General features: G+C 61.7%; 16 protein-coding genes and 1 tRNA gene. 13 read left to right on the top strand and 4 right to left on the bottom strand.

The window, feature by feature from the left end:
- The first annotated feature begins 44 nt into the window (after positions 1 to 44).
- Positions 45 to 1484 carry a DASH family cryptochrome gene (locus EOW68_RS07990; protein WP_128224626.1) on the top strand — a complete coding sequence of 480 codons (1440 nt, stop codon included), beginning with the start codon at positions 45 to 47 and terminating at the stop codon, positions 1482 to 1484.
- A 109-nt stretch (positions 1485 to 1593) separates the two neighbouring features.
- Positions 1594 to 2925, top strand: coding sequence for a hemolysin family protein (locus EOW68_RS07985; protein ID WP_128224625.1), 1332 nt, complete (start codon positions 1594 to 1596; stop codon positions 2923 to 2925).
- Between the two features lie 12 nt (positions 2926 to 2937).
- Here the strand turns inward: EOW68_RS07985 and EOW68_RS07980 are convergent, their stop codons facing one another.
- Positions 2938 to 3966, bottom strand: coding sequence for a phosphoribosylaminoimidazolesuccinocarboxamide synthase (locus EOW68_RS07980; protein WP_128224624.1), 1029 nt, complete (start codon positions 3964 to 3966; stop codon positions 2938 to 2940).
- 160 nt (positions 3967 to 4126) lie between these two features.
- Between EOW68_RS07980 and EOW68_RS07975 the strand changes: the two genes are divergently transcribed.
- The 7 genes from EOW68_RS07975 (at position 4127) to EOW68_RS07945 (ending at position 12380) form a co-directional block, all read left to right on the top strand.
- Positions 4127 to 5146, top strand: a complete 1020-nt coding sequence (locus tag EOW68_RS07975) for a sodium:calcium antiporter (RefSeq protein ID WP_128224623.1) — start codon at positions 4127 to 4129, stop codon at positions 5144 to 5146.
- Between the two features lie 168 nt (positions 5147 to 5314).
- The gene (locus EOW68_RS07970; RefSeq protein ID WP_128224622.1) at positions 5315 to 6217 is read left to right on the top strand and encodes a complex I NDUFA9 subunit family protein; all 903 of its coding nucleotides are present in this window, start codon (positions 5315 to 5317) and stop codon (positions 6215 to 6217) included.
- Between the two features lie 134 nt (positions 6218 to 6351).
- Positions 6352 to 7524 (top strand): tubulin/FtsZ family protein, encoded by a 1173-nt coding sequence (locus tag EOW68_RS07965; RefSeq protein WP_128224621.1) that lies wholly within the window; start codon positions 6352 to 6354, stop codon positions 7522 to 7524.
- Positions 7502 to 8233, top strand: a complete 732-nt coding sequence (locus EOW68_RS07960) for a hypothetical protein (RefSeq protein ID WP_128224620.1) — start codon at positions 7502 to 7504, stop codon at positions 8231 to 8233. The genes EOW68_RS07965 and EOW68_RS07960 overlap by 23 nt, the downstream gene beginning before the upstream one ends.
- A 3-nt stretch (positions 8234 to 8236) precedes the next feature.
- Positions 8237 to 8854: a 2-phospho-L-lactate guanylyltransferase gene (cofC, locus tag EOW68_RS07955; RefSeq protein WP_128224619.1), complete on the top strand. Its 618-nt coding sequence runs from the start codon at positions 8237 to 8239 to the stop codon at positions 8852 to 8854.
- A 194-nt stretch (positions 8855 to 9048) separates the two neighbouring features.
- Entirely contained in the window at positions 9049 to 10191 is a 1143-nt protein-coding gene (gene cofG / locus EOW68_RS07950) for a 7,8-didemethyl-8-hydroxy-5-deazariboflavin synthase subunit CofG (RefSeq protein ID WP_128224618.1), read from the top strand.
- Positions 10192 to 10418: 227 nt separating this feature from the next.
- The gene (locus EOW68_RS07945; protein ID WP_128224617.1) at positions 10419 to 12380 is read left to right on the top strand and encodes a beta-alanine-activating enzyme beta-propeller domain-containing protein; all 1962 of its coding nucleotides are present in this window, start codon (positions 10419 to 10421) and stop codon (positions 12378 to 12380) included.
- 462 nt (positions 12381 to 12842) lie between these two features.
- On the opposite strand, the gene EOW68_RS18330 is transcribed toward EOW68_RS07945, so the two are convergent.
- Positions 12843 to 12980, bottom strand: a tRNA-Met gene (locus EOW68_RS18330).
- A 76-nt stretch (positions 12981 to 13056) separates the two neighbouring features.
- On the bottom strand, positions 13057 to 13239 hold the full coding sequence (locus EOW68_RS07940; protein WP_128224616.1) for a DUF7550 family protein: 183 nt from the start codon (positions 13237 to 13239) through the stop codon (positions 13057 to 13059).
- 159 nt (positions 13240 to 13398) lie between these two features.
- Between EOW68_RS07940 and hisF the strand changes: the two genes are divergently transcribed.
- The gene (gene hisF, locus EOW68_RS07935) at positions 13399 to 14214 is read left to right on the top strand and encodes an imidazole glycerol phosphate synthase subunit HisF (RefSeq protein ID WP_128224615.1); all 816 of its coding nucleotides are present in this window, start codon (positions 13399 to 13401) and stop codon (positions 14212 to 14214) included.
- A gap of 305 nt (positions 14215 to 14519) precedes the next feature.
- Here hisF and EOW68_RS07930 read toward each other — a convergent pair whose 3' ends face one another.
- Entirely contained in the window at positions 14520 to 15800 is a 1281-nt protein-coding gene (locus EOW68_RS07930; protein WP_128224614.1) for a TiaS agmantine-binding domain-containing protein, read from the bottom strand.
- 156 nt (positions 15801 to 15956) lie between these two features.
- Between EOW68_RS07930 and EOW68_RS07925 the strand changes: the two genes are divergently transcribed.
- From EOW68_RS07925 to EOW68_RS18600, 3 genes are all read left to right on the top strand, one after another.
- Positions 15957 to 16925 carry a transcriptional regulator gene (locus EOW68_RS07925; protein ID WP_128224613.1) on the top strand — a complete coding sequence of 323 codons (969 nt, stop codon included), beginning with the start codon at positions 15957 to 15959 and terminating at the stop codon, positions 16923 to 16925.
- 15 nt (positions 16926 to 16940) lie between these two features.
- Positions 16941 to 17621 carry a hypothetical protein gene (locus EOW68_RS07920; protein ID WP_128224612.1) on the top strand — a complete coding sequence of 227 codons (681 nt, stop codon included), beginning with the start codon at positions 16941 to 16943 and terminating at the stop codon, positions 17619 to 17621.
- A gap of 77 nt (positions 17622 to 17698) precedes the next feature.
- Complete coding sequence (locus EOW68_RS18600) at positions 17699 to 17821, top strand: hypothetical protein (protein WP_431358811.1); 123 nt, start codon at positions 17699 to 17701, stop codon at positions 17819 to 17821.
- Positions 17822 to 17877: the final 56 nt, after the last annotated feature.

Genomic DNA, 17877 nt, shown 5'->3' with positions numbered 1-17877 from the left:
TGCTCCCTCCCGGCCGTATTTGTTCCTCCAGCCCAACTGAGGATATGGACACAGCCGTCGTCTGGTTTCGCGACGACCTGCGCCTCGACGACAACCCGACCCTTGTCGACGCCGTAGCACAGGCCAGTGACATCGTCCCGGTCTACGTGTTCGATCCCCGTCGGCGCGGCCAGTCACAGTACGGTCCCGAGAAACTCGGCAGCCACCGGGCTCGGTTTCGCCGCGAGGCCATCCTGGACCTCCGCGAGTCACTCCGCGACCTGGGTGGCGACCTCTTCGTCCGGCAGGGCCACGTCGAAGACGTTCTCCCCGACGTCACAGAGGAAGTCGACGCCGACGCGGTCTTCGCCCAGACGAAGCCCACAATCGAGGAGATCGAGCGTGAACACGCCGTCAAGAATACGCTGCCCGAGAGTGTCGACTTCGAGCGTCGGTGGACACACACGCTGTATCACATCGACGACTTGCCGACGCCCTCTGACCGGATCGACGATACGTTCACACCCTGGCGCAAGGAAGCCGAGAATAGTGTCGAGGTGCGCGATCCCGTGCCAGCGCCCGAAACTGTCTCGACACCAGCCGACAGTTCACCGGGCGACATTCCGACTCTCTCCGACCTGAGCATCGACCCGCCACCAGAAGACGACCGATCTGTTCTCTCCTTCGAGGGTGGCGAGACGGCCGGGAAACGCCGTGTCGAGTCGTATCTCTGGGAGGGCGATCACCTCCGGGAGTACAAGCAGACCAGAAACGGGCTGCTCGGGGCCGACTACTCCTCGAAGTTCTCGCCGTGGCTTGCTGCGGGTTGTCTCTCGCCGCGGTGGCTCCACCGAGAAGTCGAACGGTACGAGGACGAACGCGTCGCTAGCGAAGATACCTACTGGCTCGTCTTCGAGTTGCTGTGGCGGGATTTCTTCCAGTTCCAGTTTCTCAAACACGGTGCTGACTTCTTCGCGCCCGGCGGGATCCGCGGCGTCGAGAAAGAGTGGCAGCGCGACCGCGAGCAGTTCGACCGGTGGAAACGGGGCGAGACGGGCGTCCCTTTTGTCGACGCGAATATGCGCGAGCTGAACCGGACTGGCTACATGTCGAACCGGGGTCGCCAGAACGTCGCCTCCTTCCTGGCCGACGCGCTGGAACTCGACTGGCGGTGGGGCGCAGCCTACTTCGAACAGCAACTCGTCGACTACGACGTGGCCTCGAACTGGGGGAACTGGGCCTATCAGGCCGGTGTCGGCAACGACTCGCGGGACAGCCACTTCGACGTGCTCTCGCAGGCCGAATACTACGACGACGACGCTGAATACGTCCGGACCTGGCTGCCGGAACTCGACGGACTCCCGCCGAAGTACGCCCACCGACCCTGGCAGATGAGCGACGACGAGCGGGCCACCTACGGTGTCGAACTGGGTGTCGACTACCCACGGCCGATGATCGACGTCGAGGCGCGGTACTCGGAGCTAGCCAGCGACTCCAAAGGGTAGCATTTAGTGTGAGTGACCGTTAGGCTGATCGTATGAACCACTCTCGTCCTGGCGCTGTCTCGATCGGTCAGCCAGGGAGCGACAGGCGATGTTTGCCGGAGGCGCGCGGATGGTAGATCTGCTCGCCGCCGGCGGTCGCCTCCTCGCCGCACTGTTTCTCGTCGCGCTCAACGGCTTCTTCGTCGGATCGGAGTTCGCACTCGTCCGTGTTCGCTCCACTGCGGTCGACCAGATGGTCGAGGAAGGCCGGGCCGGGGCGAAGACCTTGCAGGCGGCTGTCAACAGCCTCGACGATTACCTCGCAGCGACACAACTCGGCATCACGGTCGCATCACTCGGGCTCGGCTGGATCGGTGAACCCGCAGTCGCCGCGCTGATCGAACCCCTGCTCGGCCAGTTCCTCTCGCCGGGGACAGTGCATCTCGTCGCGATCGGGATCGGCTTCAGCGCCGTCACCTTCCTGCACGTCGTCTTCGGCGAACTGGCACCGAAGACGATCGCTATCGCCCGGGCCGAGAAGATGGCACTGTTTGTGGCCCCGCCGATGAAGTTCTTCTACTACCTGTTCTATCCCGGCCTGGTCGTCTTCAACGGGACCGCGAACGCCTTTACGAGTCTGCTCGGTGTGCCGCCGGCCTCCGAGACCGAGGAGACACTCTCCGAAGAAGAGATCCGGCTCATTCTTTCCCGCTCCGGCAAGAAAGGCCACGTGGGGCTGGAGGAAGTCGAGATGATCGAGCAGGTGTTCGAACTCGACGATATCGTCGCCCGCGACGTGATGGTCCCGCAGCCGGACGTCATCACGATCCAGCAGGATACGCCGCTGTCCGAACTGCGGGGTCGTGTCGTCGAGTACGGACACACCAGATATCCGGTCGTCGAGACACAGGACGACGACGAAATAATCGGCTACATCGACGTCAAAGACGTGCTGCACGCCACCGAGAGTAGCCCCGACGCCACCGCCGGGGAACTCGCGCGCGATCTGCTGATGGTGCCGGAGACGACACGCGTCGACGCCCTGCTCCAGGAGTTCCAGAGTGAACAGAGCCAGATGGCTGCCGTCATCGACGAGTGGGGTTCGATGGAGGGGATCGTCACCGTCGAGGACGCCGTCGAGGTGGTCGTCGGTGATCTCCGCGATACGTTCGACACCCCGAGTGCGGAGCCGTCGGTCCAGATCAGAACGGCCACGAAAAACGGACAGACGGAGTACAGCGCCGACGGCGCACTCCCGATCCAGCAGCTCAACGAAGAACTCGGCACGGCCTTCGAACGCTCTGTCTACGCGACCGTCGGCGGGCTAGTGCTCGATAGCCTCGGCGAGCCACCGCAGTCCGGCGATATCGTCACCGTCGACGGCTACGAGTTCGAAGTCGACGATATCGACGGCGCACGCATCGAGCGAGTACTGATTCGCCCCCTCGAAGACGCCGACTGAGCACTCTCCTGTTTACAAGTGTCGAACGGTTTCGAGAACTGCCGACAGCGACGGTGCATCGAACAGCTCGCGGTCGATGTAGGTGTTCGTCCCGGCACAGTAGAGGTTCCGCGCGGTCCGGATAATCTCCTCGTCGAGTGGTTCAGGCTCTCTCTCACAGAGTGACTTCCAGTCGGCGACTCCCTCCGAAGTCGCTCGTTCTTTGGCCTCGCCGACAGCCTCGACCCACTCGGGCTGGGTACGTTTGTGGTACTGGCGGATCACTTCTTTCGAGATCTGCTGCCCATCTCGGGAGAAGCGGTTCTCGTCGAAGGTCCCGACCACGTCGGCGACGTGGATCTCGCCGTCGGTGTAGAGACACTCGATTTTGCCGTCCTCGTGGGTGAGGTCGGCGTCGGCAGCCTGCTCGGTGACGAGGTCGTTGACCTCGCGGGCGACCGATTCGAGATCGTCGATACTCGCTGGACCGGCGATCTCGGCTGCCGCCGCCCGGTCGAGATACCGATCCTGTTTCTCGTATTTCGTCGAGAACTCGACGACTGGTTCGGGGAGGTCGACTGGCTCGTCGGGCCACTCGTCGGCGTCGAGGCCGTGATCTGCGGGATCGGAGCGTTTCCGCAGCGAGGAGCCGACCGGTACGCGGTTCCGGAAGACGATCTCCAGCGGGACGAGGTAGTGCGATCCCACCGCCTCGTAGTAGGCGTCGTAGTCGTAGCTCCCGTCTTCGAATGGGAGATCCGGTACCGTCGTCAGGGAGATCGCCATCTCCTGGGGTGGTTCGTTTGCGTCGAGGGCAGCCGTCAGTGGCTGGACCTCGTCGTCGACGACGACGCCGCGGTAGTGCGTCGGGATGCCGGCGTCTTCGAGCAGTTCGAAGTTGAACGCACCCATCGTACACAGCGAGGTACCCTTGTCGGGGATCCGGTCGGGCATCTTCCCCCAGTCGAAGACGGAGTAATCGTCCGTGAACCTGAAACGGCCGCGTCCGAGCCGATCCCTGGTGGCTGGCTCCGCGATCTGGAAATTCTTGACACTCGTCATTGGCTGTGCGTTGTCCGGCCGCCGTTAAGAGCGTTGCAGTTCGTCGACTCGCGTCAGCGGAGAGTCGCGAATATTGTCCGGACCACCACTGCCGTGATGATACGATGTGTTTCGATTGAAAAGACCAGGCCTAAGCGGGTGACGACCGACGTCTGTTCTAATGACAGAGCTGCTGGTCGCCGTCGTCGTCATTATCCTGGCCACGGCGGCGCTGTGGGTCGGCAGTGACTGGCTCGAAGGCGCGAGCGAACGGCTCGCGATCTACTACGAACTTCCACCGGTCGTCCAGGGCGGTATCATCGCCGCTGTGGGATCGAGTTTCCCGGAACTCGCAAGCGTCGTCTTCGCCGCGCTGGCCGGCTCCTTCGGACTCGGCGTCGGCGCCATCGTCGGCTCGGCCATCTTCAACGTTCTCGTCATCCCGGCACTCGCCGTCCTCATCTCCGGTCGTTCGATCGATGCAACGCGCACGCTCGTCCACAAGGAGACACTGTTCTATCTGCTGGCTGTCCTGGTGCTCTTTCTGACCTTCGCGCTCGCGCTCATCTACAACCCGGTGGGTGGCTCGCTTCAGGGCTCACTGTCGGGTCGCCTCACTCGTCCGCTCATGCTGCTTCCGCTGCTGGTGTACATCCTCTATCTGTTCTTGCAGTGGCAGGATACTGTCGACTACACCGCGCCAGCCTCGAAGGAGAGCATCAACCCGCTGAAACAGTGGGGCTGGCTCGTCGCCGGATTGCTCGTCATCGTCGTCGCAGTCGAGCGACTCGTTCACGCAGTGATCATTATCGGTGACGCTGCGGGGACGCCTGACTTCCTGTGGGGTGTGGTGATCGTCGCCGCGGCGACGAGTCTCCCCGATACGCTGGTCAGCGTCCAGGCGGCCGGCAGCGAACGGGACGTGGCGAGCATCGCGAACGTCGTCGGCTCGAACACGTTCGATCTGCTCGTCGTCATCCCGATCGGTGTGTTGCTGACTGGCGCGGCGACGGTCAACTTCTCGATTACCGCGCCGATGATGGGCTGTCTCGTCGGTGCGACGGTGCTTCTGTTCGTCACGCTGCGGACCGGACTCGCTTTGACGAAGCGGGAAGCGTACCTCCTGCTGGTGGCCTATGGGCTGTTCGTCGGCTGGGTGCTCGCCGAAGCACTACTGCTCGTTGATCTCTTGCCCAACTGATAGTGATTGTTGGGTTATTTTCGTGACCGAGTCACGGATATCGACGTGTCACGGCGTGTAACACAGAATTTGCGTCGCTAGAGCGGTACAGACTCGCAACAATCACTATGAGAATCCCGCCGACTATGGTTTCTGTACCTTTTTGCGCGCTCGCCCCAATGTACAGACATGAACGTACTCGTTGCCGGCGGAACCGGGTTCGTCGGACAGCATCTCTGTCGAGAACTCGCAGATCGTGGCCACAGCGTGACCGCCCTCGCCCGTGATCCCGACCCGACGGATCTCCCGGCCGGTGTCGATACCGCGATGGGTGACGTGACTGCCTACGACTCCATGGAGGCCGCTTTCGAGGGACGAGATGTCGTCTACAACCTCGTCGCGCTTTCGCCGCTTTTCAAGCCCTCCGGTGGTGACGAGATGCACGACCGGATCCACCGCGGCGGGACCGAGAACTGTCTCCGGGCCGCCGCAGAACACGGTGTCGACCGGTTCGTCCAGATGAGTGCACTCGGTGCCGATCCCGACGGAGACACCCACTACATCCGCGCGAAAGGACGCGCCGAGGAACTCGTCCGGGAGACAGACCAGGACTGGACGATCTTCCGGCCCTCGGTGGTCTTCGGCGAGGGCTCCGAGTTTCTCTCCTTTACGCGCAAACTGACCCCGCCGGTCCTCGCACCCCTGCCGGGCGGCGGCAAAACGAAGTTCCAGCCGATCCACGTCGACGATCTGGCGGGGATGCTCGCCGACAGTATCGAAGACGATGCCCACACCGGTGAGACCTACGAGATCGGCGGGCCAGACGTACTGCGACTGGCCGACGTCGCGAAACTCGCCCGGAAAGCGGAGGGGCACTCGGTCCGGATCGTCTCGATACCGATGGGACTGGCAAAAGTCGGGCTGACGGTCGCGGACGCGATTCCAGGTGCACCGATGGGCAGCGATCAGTACCGGTCACTGCAGGTCGAAAACACGACTTCAACGAATGATATTGACGCGTTCGGTCTCGAACCGGGTGAACTGACGACACTCGCCGACTATCTCGGAGTCTCGTCGCCACCCCGGTCGTGAACTTACCAGACTGTTGCGGATGGGTATACGTGGTCTGCTTTGTGACACCCGTACCGTCGGTCTAATTCTCAGTTTTGTCAGACGGGGGAAAACACTTATATTTCCGTTGGCATAGGTTTCGCCTAAAGCCAGATATGAAACTAGCGATGATCGGTTTCGGACAGGCGGGCGGGAAAATTGTCGATAAATTTATCGAGTACGACAAGCGGACGGGGAGTGGGATCGTCCGTTCGTCCATTGCGGTCAACACCGCGAAGGCGGATCTGATCGGACTCGAACACGTCCCGGAGGATAACCGGGTCCTCATCGGGCAGGCACGGGTCAAAGGCCACGGTGTCGGGGCCGACAACGAACTCGGTGCCGAGATCGCCGAGGAGGATATCGACGAGGTACAGGGCGCGATAGACAACATTCCGGTCCACGAGATCGATGCCTTCCTGATCGTCGCCGGGCTCGGCGGTGGGACCGGCTCGGGTGGCTCGCCGGTGCTCGCGAAACATCTCAAGCGGATCTACACCGAACCGGTGTACGGACTCGGCATCCTGCCGGGCGGTGACGAGGGGGGTATCTACACCCTGAATGCGGCCCGATCCTTCCAGACGTTCGTCCGGGAGGTCGACAACCTGCTCGTCTTCGACAACGACGCCTGGCGAAAGACCGGCGAATCCGTCGAGGGCGGCTACGACCAGATCAACGACGAGATCGTCCGCCGGTTCGGCGTCCTCTTCGGTGCCGGCGAGGTCTCGGCTGGCGACAACGTCGCGGAAAGTGTCGTCGACTCCTCCGAGATCATCAACACACTTTCGGGTGGTGGTGTCTCGACGGTCGGCTACGACGCCGAGAGCGTCCAGAGCGATGGCTCTGGCGGTCTGCTCTCCCGGTTCAAGGGCGGTGACGACGACAACATGGAGACGGCAAACACGACCAACCGGATCACGTCGCTGGTCCGCAAGGCCGCGCTCGGTCGCCTGACACTCCCCTGTGAGATCGAGGGTGCAGAGCGTGCCCTGCTGGTCGTCTCTGGGCCGCCGAAACATCTCAACCGGAAAGGCATAGAGCGCGGGCGGAAGTGGCTCGAGGAGCAGACTGGCAGTATGGAAGTCCGCGGTGGCGACTACCCGATCAACGAGCCAAACGTTGCAGCGTCGGTGCTCCTCTCGGGTGTCCACAACGTGCCACGGATCAAGGAACTCCAGCAAGTGGCAATCGAGGCACAGGAGAACATCGAAGAGATCCAGGAGGAGAGCGAAGAGAATTTAGAGACCCTTGTCGAAGATGACACAGATGAGTTGGACCCACTCTTCTAAGCTCCTGGCGCTGGGCGTCGTACTCGCCCTCGCGCTGGGGACGGCAGGCGTAGCAACAGCAGTAACGTTCGATGATAGCGAGGTTCCCGACGAACTCGAAGTCGGCGAACAGGAGACCGCGACGGTCACGATAGAGGACCCGTTCGAGGACCAGCCTGATACGTGGACACTCGAGGCCTCCTCCGAGTTCGAGGATGGAACGGTCTCCATCCGTGCAGAGACCGTCGGCGGTGACACCATCAGTGAAAGCGGAGAAGGGACGGTCTCGATGGAGCTCTCTGCAGACGATGGTATCAGTGAAGTGGTCGTCGAAGGATCCGGGACAGTCCCCGAAATCGACTCCTACAACTACGAGAACCCCGAAGAGGAGAACTTCGTCGCAGTCGCAGTCTCCGGCGGTGTCCAGAACCAGTGGGAGGTTCACCGCTACACTGAAGCGAGTCAGAACGCCCGCGACCGGATCGACCAGGCAAGCGAGAGCGTCAGCGAGGACAACAGCGACCTGCAGTCGGCAATCTCACTGTACAACAACGGTGATTTCGAGCAGTCGATGACCGAAGCTGATTCGATCATCGACAGCCAGGAGAGCCAGGAGCAATCCCAGACGATGCTTCTGTTCGGCGGGGCAGGCGTCGTGCTGATCGCCCTCGTCGGCGGTGGCTTCTACCTCTACTCCCAGAAGAAACAGAACACGAACAAACTTCAGTAGGGAATGCGCGTTCTCGTTCCGTTCGATTCGCACGATCCGAACACCCGCCTTTCACCTGTTCTCGACACCGACGAGCGCCGCGAGTTTGCAGGCGTGCTGCTCGACGACGTCGTCGAGACTATCGGAGCGGCGGGCCACGATCCCGAGATTCTCGCGACAGAACCGGTCGACGCCGACTGTCCAGTCCATGTCGACGAACGGCCACTGTCCCCCGCGATCAACGCGGTGCTCGCAGCGGCGACTGGTCCCGTGGCTATCGTGATGTCTGATCTCGCCCTCGCAACAGCCGACTCTCTCACAGCACTGTTCGATCCGGCTGCCGACGTCGTTCTCGCACCTGGTCTCGGCGGCGGGACGAACGCGATCGTGATACGGGAGACTGCCTTTCGCGTCGATTACCACGGCGACTCCTACCGCAAACATCGCCGCGAGGCCGACCGCTGTGGGGCAGCCGTCGAGACTGTCGACTCCTTCCGACTGGCTGTCGATATCGACGAACCGGACGATCTCGTGGAACTGCTGATCCACGGACGTGGTGAGTCTGCAGGCTGGCTCCGCGAGGCGGGTTTCGAACTCGATACGACCGACGGCCGGTGTGTGGTAGAGCGCGATCAGTCCTGATACTGTGGGTCGTTGACACCAGCCAAGTTTTTTAACGCGAGCCTGTGTACGCCTCTGTGCACGGGCCGACCCGTGCGTGGGTACGCAACCCAACAGTGCCAGATTCCACCGCTCCTGGCGCAGTGACCAGCCATGCTCCCAGGGCTGGTCGACATTTCGTGACTGATTTGAGCTTTGCACCCCGAGAGTGGCGTGTGCGCTCCGAACTCCCGTCTGTCGACCAGGCTACCGTCGAGGAGCTGCTCGCCGTTCGCCCGGCCGAGGTCAGTCCAGCCTCGGAGCTATCCTTCTGTCGGAACGTCTTCGTCCCGTTGACGACGGCCTGCCGGTACACCTGCACGTACTGTACGTACTTCGATCCACCGGGCGAAGCGTCGCTGCTCTCACCCGAGGAGGTCCGCGAGATCGTCCGAGACGGTGCCGACGCGGGCTGTACGGAGGCGCTGTTTACGTTCGGCGACGACCCAGACGACCGGTACACCGAGATCTACGACCAGCTCGCGGAGTGGGGCCACGACACGATCCACTCCTACCTGCGGGAGGTCTGTGAACTCACCATCGAGGAGGGGCTGCTCCCCCACGCCAACCCAGGTGATCAGACTCGCGAGCAGATGGAGCTGGTCGCCGACTGCAACGCGAGCATGGGTGTCATGCTCGAAACGACCGCCGACGTGGCCGCCCACAGCGGCCCCCGGGTGAAGACGCCGGCCCAGCGGGTCGAGACGATTCGGACGGCCGGGGAACTCGGCGTTCCCTTCACGACGGGGATTCTGGTCGGCATCGGCGAACACTGGGCGGATCGGGCCGAGAGCCTGCTTACGATCCGAAAGCTCCACGAGGAGTACGGCCACATTCAGGAGGTGATCGTCCAGCCGGTCGTCGAAAACGAACGCTGGCGTGGTGGCGAACCGTCGCTGGAAACCCTGCGGCGGACTGTCGCGATGGCTCGCGCGGCGCTGCCCGACGACGTCTCACTGCAGGTGCCGCCGAATCTCGCACCCGCCGGGGAGGTCGTCGACTGCGGGATCGACGATCTCGGCGGCGTCTCGCCGGTGACGGCCGATCACATCAACCCCGATTATGCCTGGCCGGCGCTGGATCGGCTCCAGGAGATTGCAGACGAAGCAGGCGTTCCGCTCACCGAGCGACTGCCGGTCTACGAGCGGTATCTGCCGGCAGAGATTCGGAGCGGGGAGTTCGACGGTAATCCTGCCGGAAGCCCCGAAACTGACGAGGAGTGGATCTCCAAACGAATCCGTGAGGAACTCTCGGCCGACTCGGCTGCCGGGGAACGGTATCGGGCAGTGATCGACGGGCGCTCGTCGATCCCGATGTAACTACGTGCGCGAAATTCTCTACTAGTTCCGGATTATCCTGGCTGATGCGTTGAAAACAGGATGTACAACCACTGACAGAACTCATCTCCGCGTTGCTCTCGGTATCGTTCTACTGCTTACTGAACGAGAAAGTAATACGACAGTCAAATATTGATGCTATTAATATTACATTACTTGTAGTATTTCCTATTATACTAAAACTCCGAACTCGGTAAGAACAAGGGACAATGACCGAGAAAGAGTTATCAGAAAATCACCCGTCACGCCGACGTCTGCTCGGGATGCTCGGGAGTGGTACCGCAGCCACAGTGTACGTTGGCAGCGGGGTTGCAAGTGCCGACCCCGGCAAGGGACGCGGTCAACGCAACAACGATGATCGTGCGGTCGGGCCATGCGTCTGCGAGGACGACTGTCCGGAGGGGACATTCTGTGGGAAGATCGAGGGACACCCCGAGCAGGGGAAAACATACACGTTCACCGGGGACGACGACGAGTACAGTATTACTATCGACGACGTGATCAGGAAGCCGGAGGAAAACGAAATCACCTGTTTCGAATTTTCGTCCAGCGACGATATCCAGCGGGTGTGTGTCAAGGGGGGGCCGGACACCAGTTCGTACGACGGTGACGACCTCGACGGCGTCCTCTGTGCGCCGAAGAACCCAGGTGGCCAGCAGGCTGGGATCAGTAATATCTCGTTCTGTGGCACGGAAGCTACAGAGACGGTCGAGTGCTTCCAGCTCGATCTGGTCGGGGGGGACCCTATCGAACAGTTCGACCCGGACAGCGGCGAGACCTACTCTGCAGAGAATCGGCTGATCGAGGACTTTTTCGTCTGCTTCGGCGAAGACGAAACGGAATCGGCAGACGAAGATGAGGAAGTTACCGTAACCCCCCACTACGATACAGAGTGCACCTTCTCGTGGGACTCGTTCAATTTCGACGGAGAAGTCGCGACGATCACACTCACACTCGTCGAGGAGGCGACGCGCGATCGGTGTGAGGGATCGTTTGTCGGATATCTCCTTCCCGAAGGAGTCACAGACGAACCCGGTGATCTCGAGGAGCAGGAATTTCGGACGTCCGAGACGGTGATACTGGATGAAGGAGAGTCCGCGACACTTCGTATCAATCTTACTCCGAGACTGAAGTGGCGCTTCGAAACCGGGAACAGTGTCCGCTCCTCACCGACGATCGTTGACGGGACCGTCTATTTTGGAAGTGTGGACAACAACGTCTACGCACTTGACGCCGAGACGGGTGATGAACAGTGGCGATTCGAGACCGGCGATCACGTCCTCTCCTCTCCGAACGTAGTGGACGGTACTGTGTACATCGGAAGTCGAGACAACCACGTCTATGCACTGGACACCGAGGACGGCGAGGAACAGTGGCGTTTTGAAACCGACTCTCTCGTACAGTCTTCTCCAACGGTATTCGATAGCACAGTCTACGTCGGCAGTCGGGACAGCAACGTCTACGCGATCGACGCCGAGTCGGGTGACGAACAGTGGCGGTTCGAAACCGGAGACTACGTTCGATCCTCACCGACAGTGGTCGACGGTACCGTCTACGTCGCAAGTTTTGACGACGCACTCTACGCGCTAGACGCCGATGACGGGACGAAACAGTGGGATTTCGACACCGAAATCAACGGAATAAGCTCTCCGACGGTAGCCGACGACACCGTCTATATCGGAAGTTTCGACGACGCTCTCTATGCGCTGGACGCCGACGACGGTGCTGAGCGGTGGCGGTTCGATACCGACGCATCAGTATTTTCGTCGCCGACGGTGGCCAATAGCACGGTCTACGTGGGAGACGCTTCGGGGGGCGGAAACGTGTACGCGATCGACGCCCAGACGGGCGACGAACAGTGGCGCTTCGACGCAGGACGCAGTGTCCACGACTCCTCACCGACGGTGGCCGATGGAACCGTGTACATCGGGAGTCTCGACGAGAGCGGCTATGCGATAGATGCAGAGACGGGTGAGAAACAATGGCGGTTCGCAACCGCAGGAGCAGTATCATCCTCGCCGACAGTGGTCAACGGTGTCGTCTACGTCGGGAGTCGAGACAGTTTCCTTTACGCGCTGGACGCGGACACCGATGGCAACAGTGAGGATTCGCGCGTACAACTGGGGACGCTCGGCCACCACAGCACCTGGGCAGATCACGACCGCTCGTGAAACAGGCACCGGACTGTCCGCAGGGCGCGACAAATTCGAGGTCGCACCCCTCATTTGGTATCCAGATACGCGATAGCCAGCCTCGGTACGGCAAGGACTAGTCGCTCACAGAAGATTCGCGACGTGTGAGAAGTGCCCGGGGAGGGCTCGAACAACGCCGAGACGTGCTCGCTCACGCTCACGGCTTCGCCGTTCGCACCGAGGTCTCCCGGCGGTCGACCTCACATTCCCTGCGCGCGCCTCGTCTCGTTCGGAACCGCTCGGGCATTCCACGGCGTCACCACTCACTGGCGTTCGTGGTTCCTTGGAGAATGCCCGGGGAGGGCTCCGAACCACGGAAAGACTCGCTTCGCTCGTCTTTCCTGCCTTGCGCTCACTACGTTCGCGCAAGACCTGCGGGTTCGTCGCCTCCAGCGCACTTCCAGCGCTGTCGCTCACAGATGATTCGCGACGTGTGAGAAGTGCCCGGGGAGGGCTCCGAACCCTCGATCTCCGCATGTCCCAGGTCCGAGGTAATCCTCGGGGGGAACGTGCCGGAGTGAGCCGCGTTTCCGTGGTACCCTATGAGTGCGGCGCTATGTCCAGCTAAGCCACCCGGGCGCATCCTGTGGTAATGCGGTCGGTGTCTTTAACATTCTCATTCGATCCCGTCAGTCTATGCGAACTGTCACCACGCTCAGGCGAGTGCGAGTGTCAGTCCAACCACGATCACGACCCCGAGTAGCATGATCGCCAGCCCGGTCGCGACCTGTCCGCTGGTGTAGTGGCTCTGCGGGGCGGTACTACGGTACGGCGGTTCGCGCGCCGGCGGTGTCGGATCCGTCGGATCGTACTCGACGCGGGATTCCTCGGCGTCCATACCCGGTTGTCGAACCCCGAGATACTTCGATGTACCGACCGCTGGTCTCTCGATTCGCACGGTCGGACGGATTTTCGACCGATTCCAAAAATAGCGTTCGATACCAGCGCGAGAAGTCGGACGGCTTTTGAGACCCGCACGTTTAGTGTGGGATAATAAATGACGCTCACGAAACGGATCATACCCTGTATCGACGTGGATGTCGACGACGACGGAACGGCTGCGGTGTACACGGGTGTCAACTTCGAGGATCTCGAATACACCGGCGACCCCGTCGAGATGGCAAAGCGATACAACGAGGCCGGGGCTGACGAGTTCGTCTTTCTGGATATCACCGCCTCTGCGGAGGGCCGCGAGACGATGCTCGATACCGTTCGCTCGGTCGCCGACGAGGTGTTCATCCCGCTGACCGTCGGCGGCGGCATCCGAACGAAGGCGGACATCAAGGAGACGCTCCGCGCTGGCGCGGACAAGGTCTCGATCAACACCGGCGCGCTGAACCGTCCCGAACTGATCAGCGAGGGCGCGACAGCTTTCGGGAGCCAGTGTATCGTCATCTCGGTCGACGCCAAACGGCGGTTCGACGAGGAGGGTGAGTACTACGCCGACGTGAATGGGGAGTCCTGCTGGTTCGAGTGCACCGTCAAGGGTGGTCGCGAGGGGACGGGAATCGATGCCGTCGAGTGGGCGGCGGAGGCCGAGGAGCGTGGCTCGGGCGAACTGTTCATCAACTCGATCGACGCCGACGGGACGAAGGAGGGGTACGACATCCCACTGATGAAGGCCGTCTGTGATACTGTTTCGACGCCTGTGATCGCGTCCTCTGGCTGTGGGAGTCCCGAAGATGCCTACGAGGTATTTACCGAGGCCAACGCCGACGCCGCACTGGCTGCTTCGATTTTCCACTTCGGCGAGTACTCGATTCAGGAGACGAAGGAGTATCTCCACGAGCGCGGGATTCCGGTTCGACTGTAGGGGCTGTCTGAGTGTTCTGTTTGGCGTGAATTCTGTTTTTGTGATGGCCTCGGTTGAACTGCTAGCTATGTTTTGGACAGCAAGAAAGCCCCCTCAGGAAACGGCGAACTCAAGAATACCGTTGTGAACAGCAAGAAAGCCCCCGCGCGTTCGACCATCCGGGGTTCGCTGCGCTCCTCGACCTTCGGTCTGCGGTGCTTATTCCGATAGACGAGCGAAGCGAGTCTATCGGTGCCCCCGACTGGAGCCAGCCGGGGCTTTCTTGCTGTTCGTAGCGACAAATCCCACTGCTGTCTAAATTACTGCTACTTCTCGGGATGCGTCGGGGCGTCGAACCCACCACGAATCAGCGGCTTCGCAATGTGGCGCCGAGCACAGGGGGGCACCTCGTACCACCCCTTCTCTAACTCCCGTTCAATCGTGTTCTCGACTTTCCCATCTGCGCTCGTCCCACAGTCCCGACACCGATACCCGGCCGACCGGCCGGCGGATTTCATCGACCGGCCACAGTCCGGACAGTTCGGCGTCGCCTGCTCGGTGATGACGAGATCACGCACGGCGAATTTCTCCAGTTTGAGCGTCCCATCCGATAGCTCGCCACAGACCGTAATACGGTCACCGACGCGGAGCGCCCGCACTCGATCCCGGAAGCGCTTCGTCGGCTCGAAAGCCGCGAGTTGCAACCGTTCGTCCCCCTCTCCGTCGTCCTCCGCTCCAATCCCGAGAAAGACGTGCCCACCCTCGCGCGTCTCCGGCGGTTCGGTAACGGTCCCGGTCAGCCGGTACGATCGCCCATCCCGAACTGTCTCCAGAGTCCCATCCTGGAGGTGTGCGTCGGTGCCCTGGTTTGTCACGAACAGTTGCCGTCGCTCCACTGGTTCACCGTCGATCATCTCCGCGACCTCCCGGACTGCATCGGGGTCGTCCCCACGGATGCCGTGGAGGATCGGACAGGGCGTTCGTGGGACACAGACCGCGACGCCTTCCTCGCGGTCGACCGTATCCCAGACTGTCGGATAGCCCGCGTCGGCAGCCTCAAAGATTGACCCATAATCCACCGTTCGCTCGGTCCCCCAGCGCTCGCGCTCGCGGTAGGAGATACACTCGTAGGTCCACTCGTCGAGGGCTCGCCACGCGCCGACTGCCGCCAGCGCACCGATGAGCCCGCGGCCGTTCCCCCGCGTCGTAGTGCTGTATTCGAGCCGTTCGCGGAGTTGTCGAGTAGCATCGATCTCGTGGTGGTCCCTGACTGCATCGCGTGCGAAGGTGGCCACCTCGTCGGGCACATCCTCCGGCTCACAGTCCGCCACGACCGCTCCCGGATTCGTCCGTTCGTCGTCGGTCGCAGCCATCGCCAGCAGGTCGTCCGCGAGCGAGAGTGCCTGCTCGGTATCGAGCTCGCAATGAACCGCCAGCGCGGCGTTGCCCCGGGTCTTGTGTTCGACTGCGGGGTTGCACCGGACGAGCAGCAGTCGCTCGACGGTTCCGCCTGCCTGCTCGATGCGGGCGGCCAGGCGAGTAGCGACGTAGGTCGTACACATCCCTAGCTCCCGCGAATCGGTATCGTCGAGCCCGATAACTGTCACTACGGGCGGTAGTGCCGAGATTCACTAACACCTTTCGAGAGTCCGGTCCCAGCAGAACACCCCTAGACTCTCCAACATATTCCAGAAAACGCCGGATACGGGCCGTCTGAGCGGCACAAATCATATATACGACGACACGCATATCTCCCACTAGTAATGTCCCGGTCAGCTCTGGTTGGAAACGTCACAGCGATGCTCGAAGACGCTGGCTTCATAGTTAGCGACCGCTGTGCAATCCGACCGAAAAGTTTCGATATCGCAGCACGCCGGGGCGAAGATGTACTGTTGGTGAAGATTCTCGGGAACATCGACGCCTTCGACGCTCGAACAGGGGCGGAGATGCGCCGCCTCGGACGGTATCTGAACGCGACACCGGTGGTGATCGGGCTCCGGACACGGGATCAGGATCTCGATCCCGGCGTCGTCTACTTCCGCAACGGTGTGCCAGTCCTCTCGCCGGATACGGCCATGGATCTGTTCGTCGAGGGCGTTCCACCGCTGATCTACGCCGCTCCCGGTGGCCTCTACGTCAACATCGACAGTGAAGTCCTGCAAGATGCCCGCGAACAGAAAGACTGGTCGCTCGGCCGACTCGCCAAGGAACTGGGTGTCTCGCGACGGACTGTCTCGAAGTACGAGGACGGGATGGACGCGAGTGTCGAGGTCGCGGCCGAACTGGAGGATCTGTTCGACGCGCCGCTGACCTCGCCGGTGTCGGTGCTCGAAGACGGCGGTGACTCCGTCCGGAAGGCCGACGACCCACCCGACGGCCCGGACGTCGATCCGGACGACGAGGCGATCGTCACGGTGCTCACCCGCGTCGGCTACGAGGTCCACCCGACCGAACGCGCGCCGTTCAAGACCGTCAGCGAGGACGAGGGCCAGCAGGAGCAGGTCCTGACTGGTCACTCCGAGTTCACGAAAACGGCCGAGAAACGGGCCCGGATCATGTCCTCGGTCGGCGAGGTCACGCGCACCCACTCGGTGTACGTCGTCGAGCGCGCACCGCGTGAATCCGTCGACGGCACGGCGCTGATCGAACAGGCGGAGATGGAAGATATCGAGGACCGCTCCGAACTGCGCAACCTCATCGCCGACCGGACCGGCATCGAAGAGCTGGCGTAGTCGCCGATCGGGACGATGAAACGACTCGTTGGGACCGCTCTGTTTTTCATTTTCGCACTCGCGCTCGTCTCGCGGCCACTACTGTCGAATCTGGCTATCCTGGGGCAGTTTGGGGACACCACTGACTGGCAGACGCTCGTTCTGGCAGCACTTCTCGTCGGTCCAGCGCTGTTACTGGTCCTCGCCCGGCTCGGTTCGCTCCGGAGCGACGACGAAACACATTCCGACCGGACGCTGCCACAGGGAGAGTGGAATGCAGATCCGCGAGCCACACAATCCCGCACTCCTGGCGAGGATCGGGCGACTCCAGACGATGCCGAGAACTCCGAACCCGACATCCGGGAGGACGACCAGGAGACGCCCACTGTCCCGGGATTTCTCTCCGGACAGGGCGGCGCACGGGACCGGGAGTTCGAGATCGAGGAGCAGCCACCCGATGCCGAACTGAGCGACCATCTCGAACATCTCAGGGCCGAACTCGACGATCCGGAGAGCCGGCGGAATCTCGACAGACTCGAAGCTGTCGTCGCGGAACACGAGGACGACACGGCGATCCCCGACCGCTGTCCACAGGACCACTGTGACGCTGCCTGGAGCGAACGCGGCATCATCGGCGCCCGGACCGGTCGGTACGAACGCCTCGACGAGGAACGGGTCGTCTGCCTGGCGTGTGAACAGATCTACTCACCCGAATAATTATGTGAAATTGATGATTTAAACCCACCTGTATAGGCTGGGTGGACTGCTTAGCTCACAGCGTTGTTTCTCCCTGTATGGCGAACGCTGCTGACGAGATGTGCCACGGCGATACCACAGTCAAGAACGTCCACGACAGCGGGAAGAACCGGCTCGCAGTTGTCTGTCAGCAGTGTGGATCGGCCGTCGAGTATCTGTAACACGCTGTTTCTTCGGACACGTCGCGGATCAGGTGCACCGGCTCTTCCAGTCAGTA

The sequence above is a fragment of the Halovenus amylolytica genome (assembly GCA_004015825.1).
Classification (GTDB): domain Archaea; phylum Halobacteriota; class Halobacteria; order Halobacteriales; family Haloarculaceae; genus Halovenus; species Halovenus amylolytica.
This window is presented reverse-complemented; position numbering and strand designations above follow the sequence as displayed.

Excerpts from the sequence above, each read along its gene's own strand:
- EOW68_RS07990 (WP_128224626.1), top strand. The coding sequence starts at position 45 with ATGGACACAGCCGTCGTCTGGTTTCGCGACGACCTGCGCCTCGACGAC.
- EOW68_RS07985 (WP_128224625.1), top strand. The coding sequence starts at position 1,594 with ATGGTAGATCTGCTCGCCGCCGGCGGTCGCCTCCTCGCCGCACTGTTT.
- EOW68_RS07980 (WP_128224624.1), bottom strand. The coding sequence starts at position 3,966 with ATGACGAGTGTCAAGAATTTCCAGATCGCGGAGCCAGCCACCAGGGAT.
- EOW68_RS07975 (WP_128224623.1), top strand. The coding sequence starts at position 4,127 with ATGACAGAGCTGCTGGTCGCCGTCGTCGTCATTATCCTGGCCACGGCG.
- EOW68_RS07970 (WP_128224622.1), top strand. The coding sequence starts at position 5,315 with ATGAACGTACTCGTTGCCGGCGGAACCGGGTTCGTCGGACAGCATCTC.
- EOW68_RS07965 (WP_128224621.1), top strand. The coding sequence starts at position 6,352 with ATGAAACTAGCGATGATCGGTTTCGGACAGGCGGGCGGGAAAATTGTC.
- EOW68_RS07960 (WP_128224620.1), top strand. The coding sequence starts at position 7,502 with ATGAGTTGGACCCACTCTTCTAAGCTCCTGGCGCTGGGCGTCGTACTC.
- cofC (WP_128224619.1), top strand. The coding sequence starts at position 8,237 with ATGCGCGTTCTCGTTCCGTTCGATTCGCACGATCCGAACACCCGCCTT.
- EOW68_RS07945 (WP_128224617.1), top strand. The coding sequence starts at position 10,419 with ATGACCGAGAAAGAGTTATCAGAAAATCACCCGTCACGCCGACGTCTG.
- EOW68_RS07940 (WP_128224616.1), bottom strand. The coding sequence starts at position 13,239 with ATGGACGCCGAGGAATCCCGCGTCGAGTACGATCCGACGGATCCGACA.
- hisF (WP_128224615.1), top strand. The coding sequence starts at position 13,399 with ATGACGCTCACGAAACGGATCATACCCTGTATCGACGTGGATGTCGAC.
- EOW68_RS07925 (WP_128224613.1), top strand. The coding sequence starts at position 15,957 with ATGTCCCGGTCAGCTCTGGTTGGAAACGTCACAGCGATGCTCGAAGAC.
- EOW68_RS07920 (WP_128224612.1), top strand. The coding sequence starts at position 16,941 with ATGAAACGACTCGTTGGGACCGCTCTGTTTTTCATTTTCGCACTCGCG.
- EOW68_RS18600 (WP_431358811.1), top strand. The coding sequence starts at position 17,699 with ATGGCGAACGCTGCTGACGAGATGTGCCACGGCGATACCACAGTCAAG.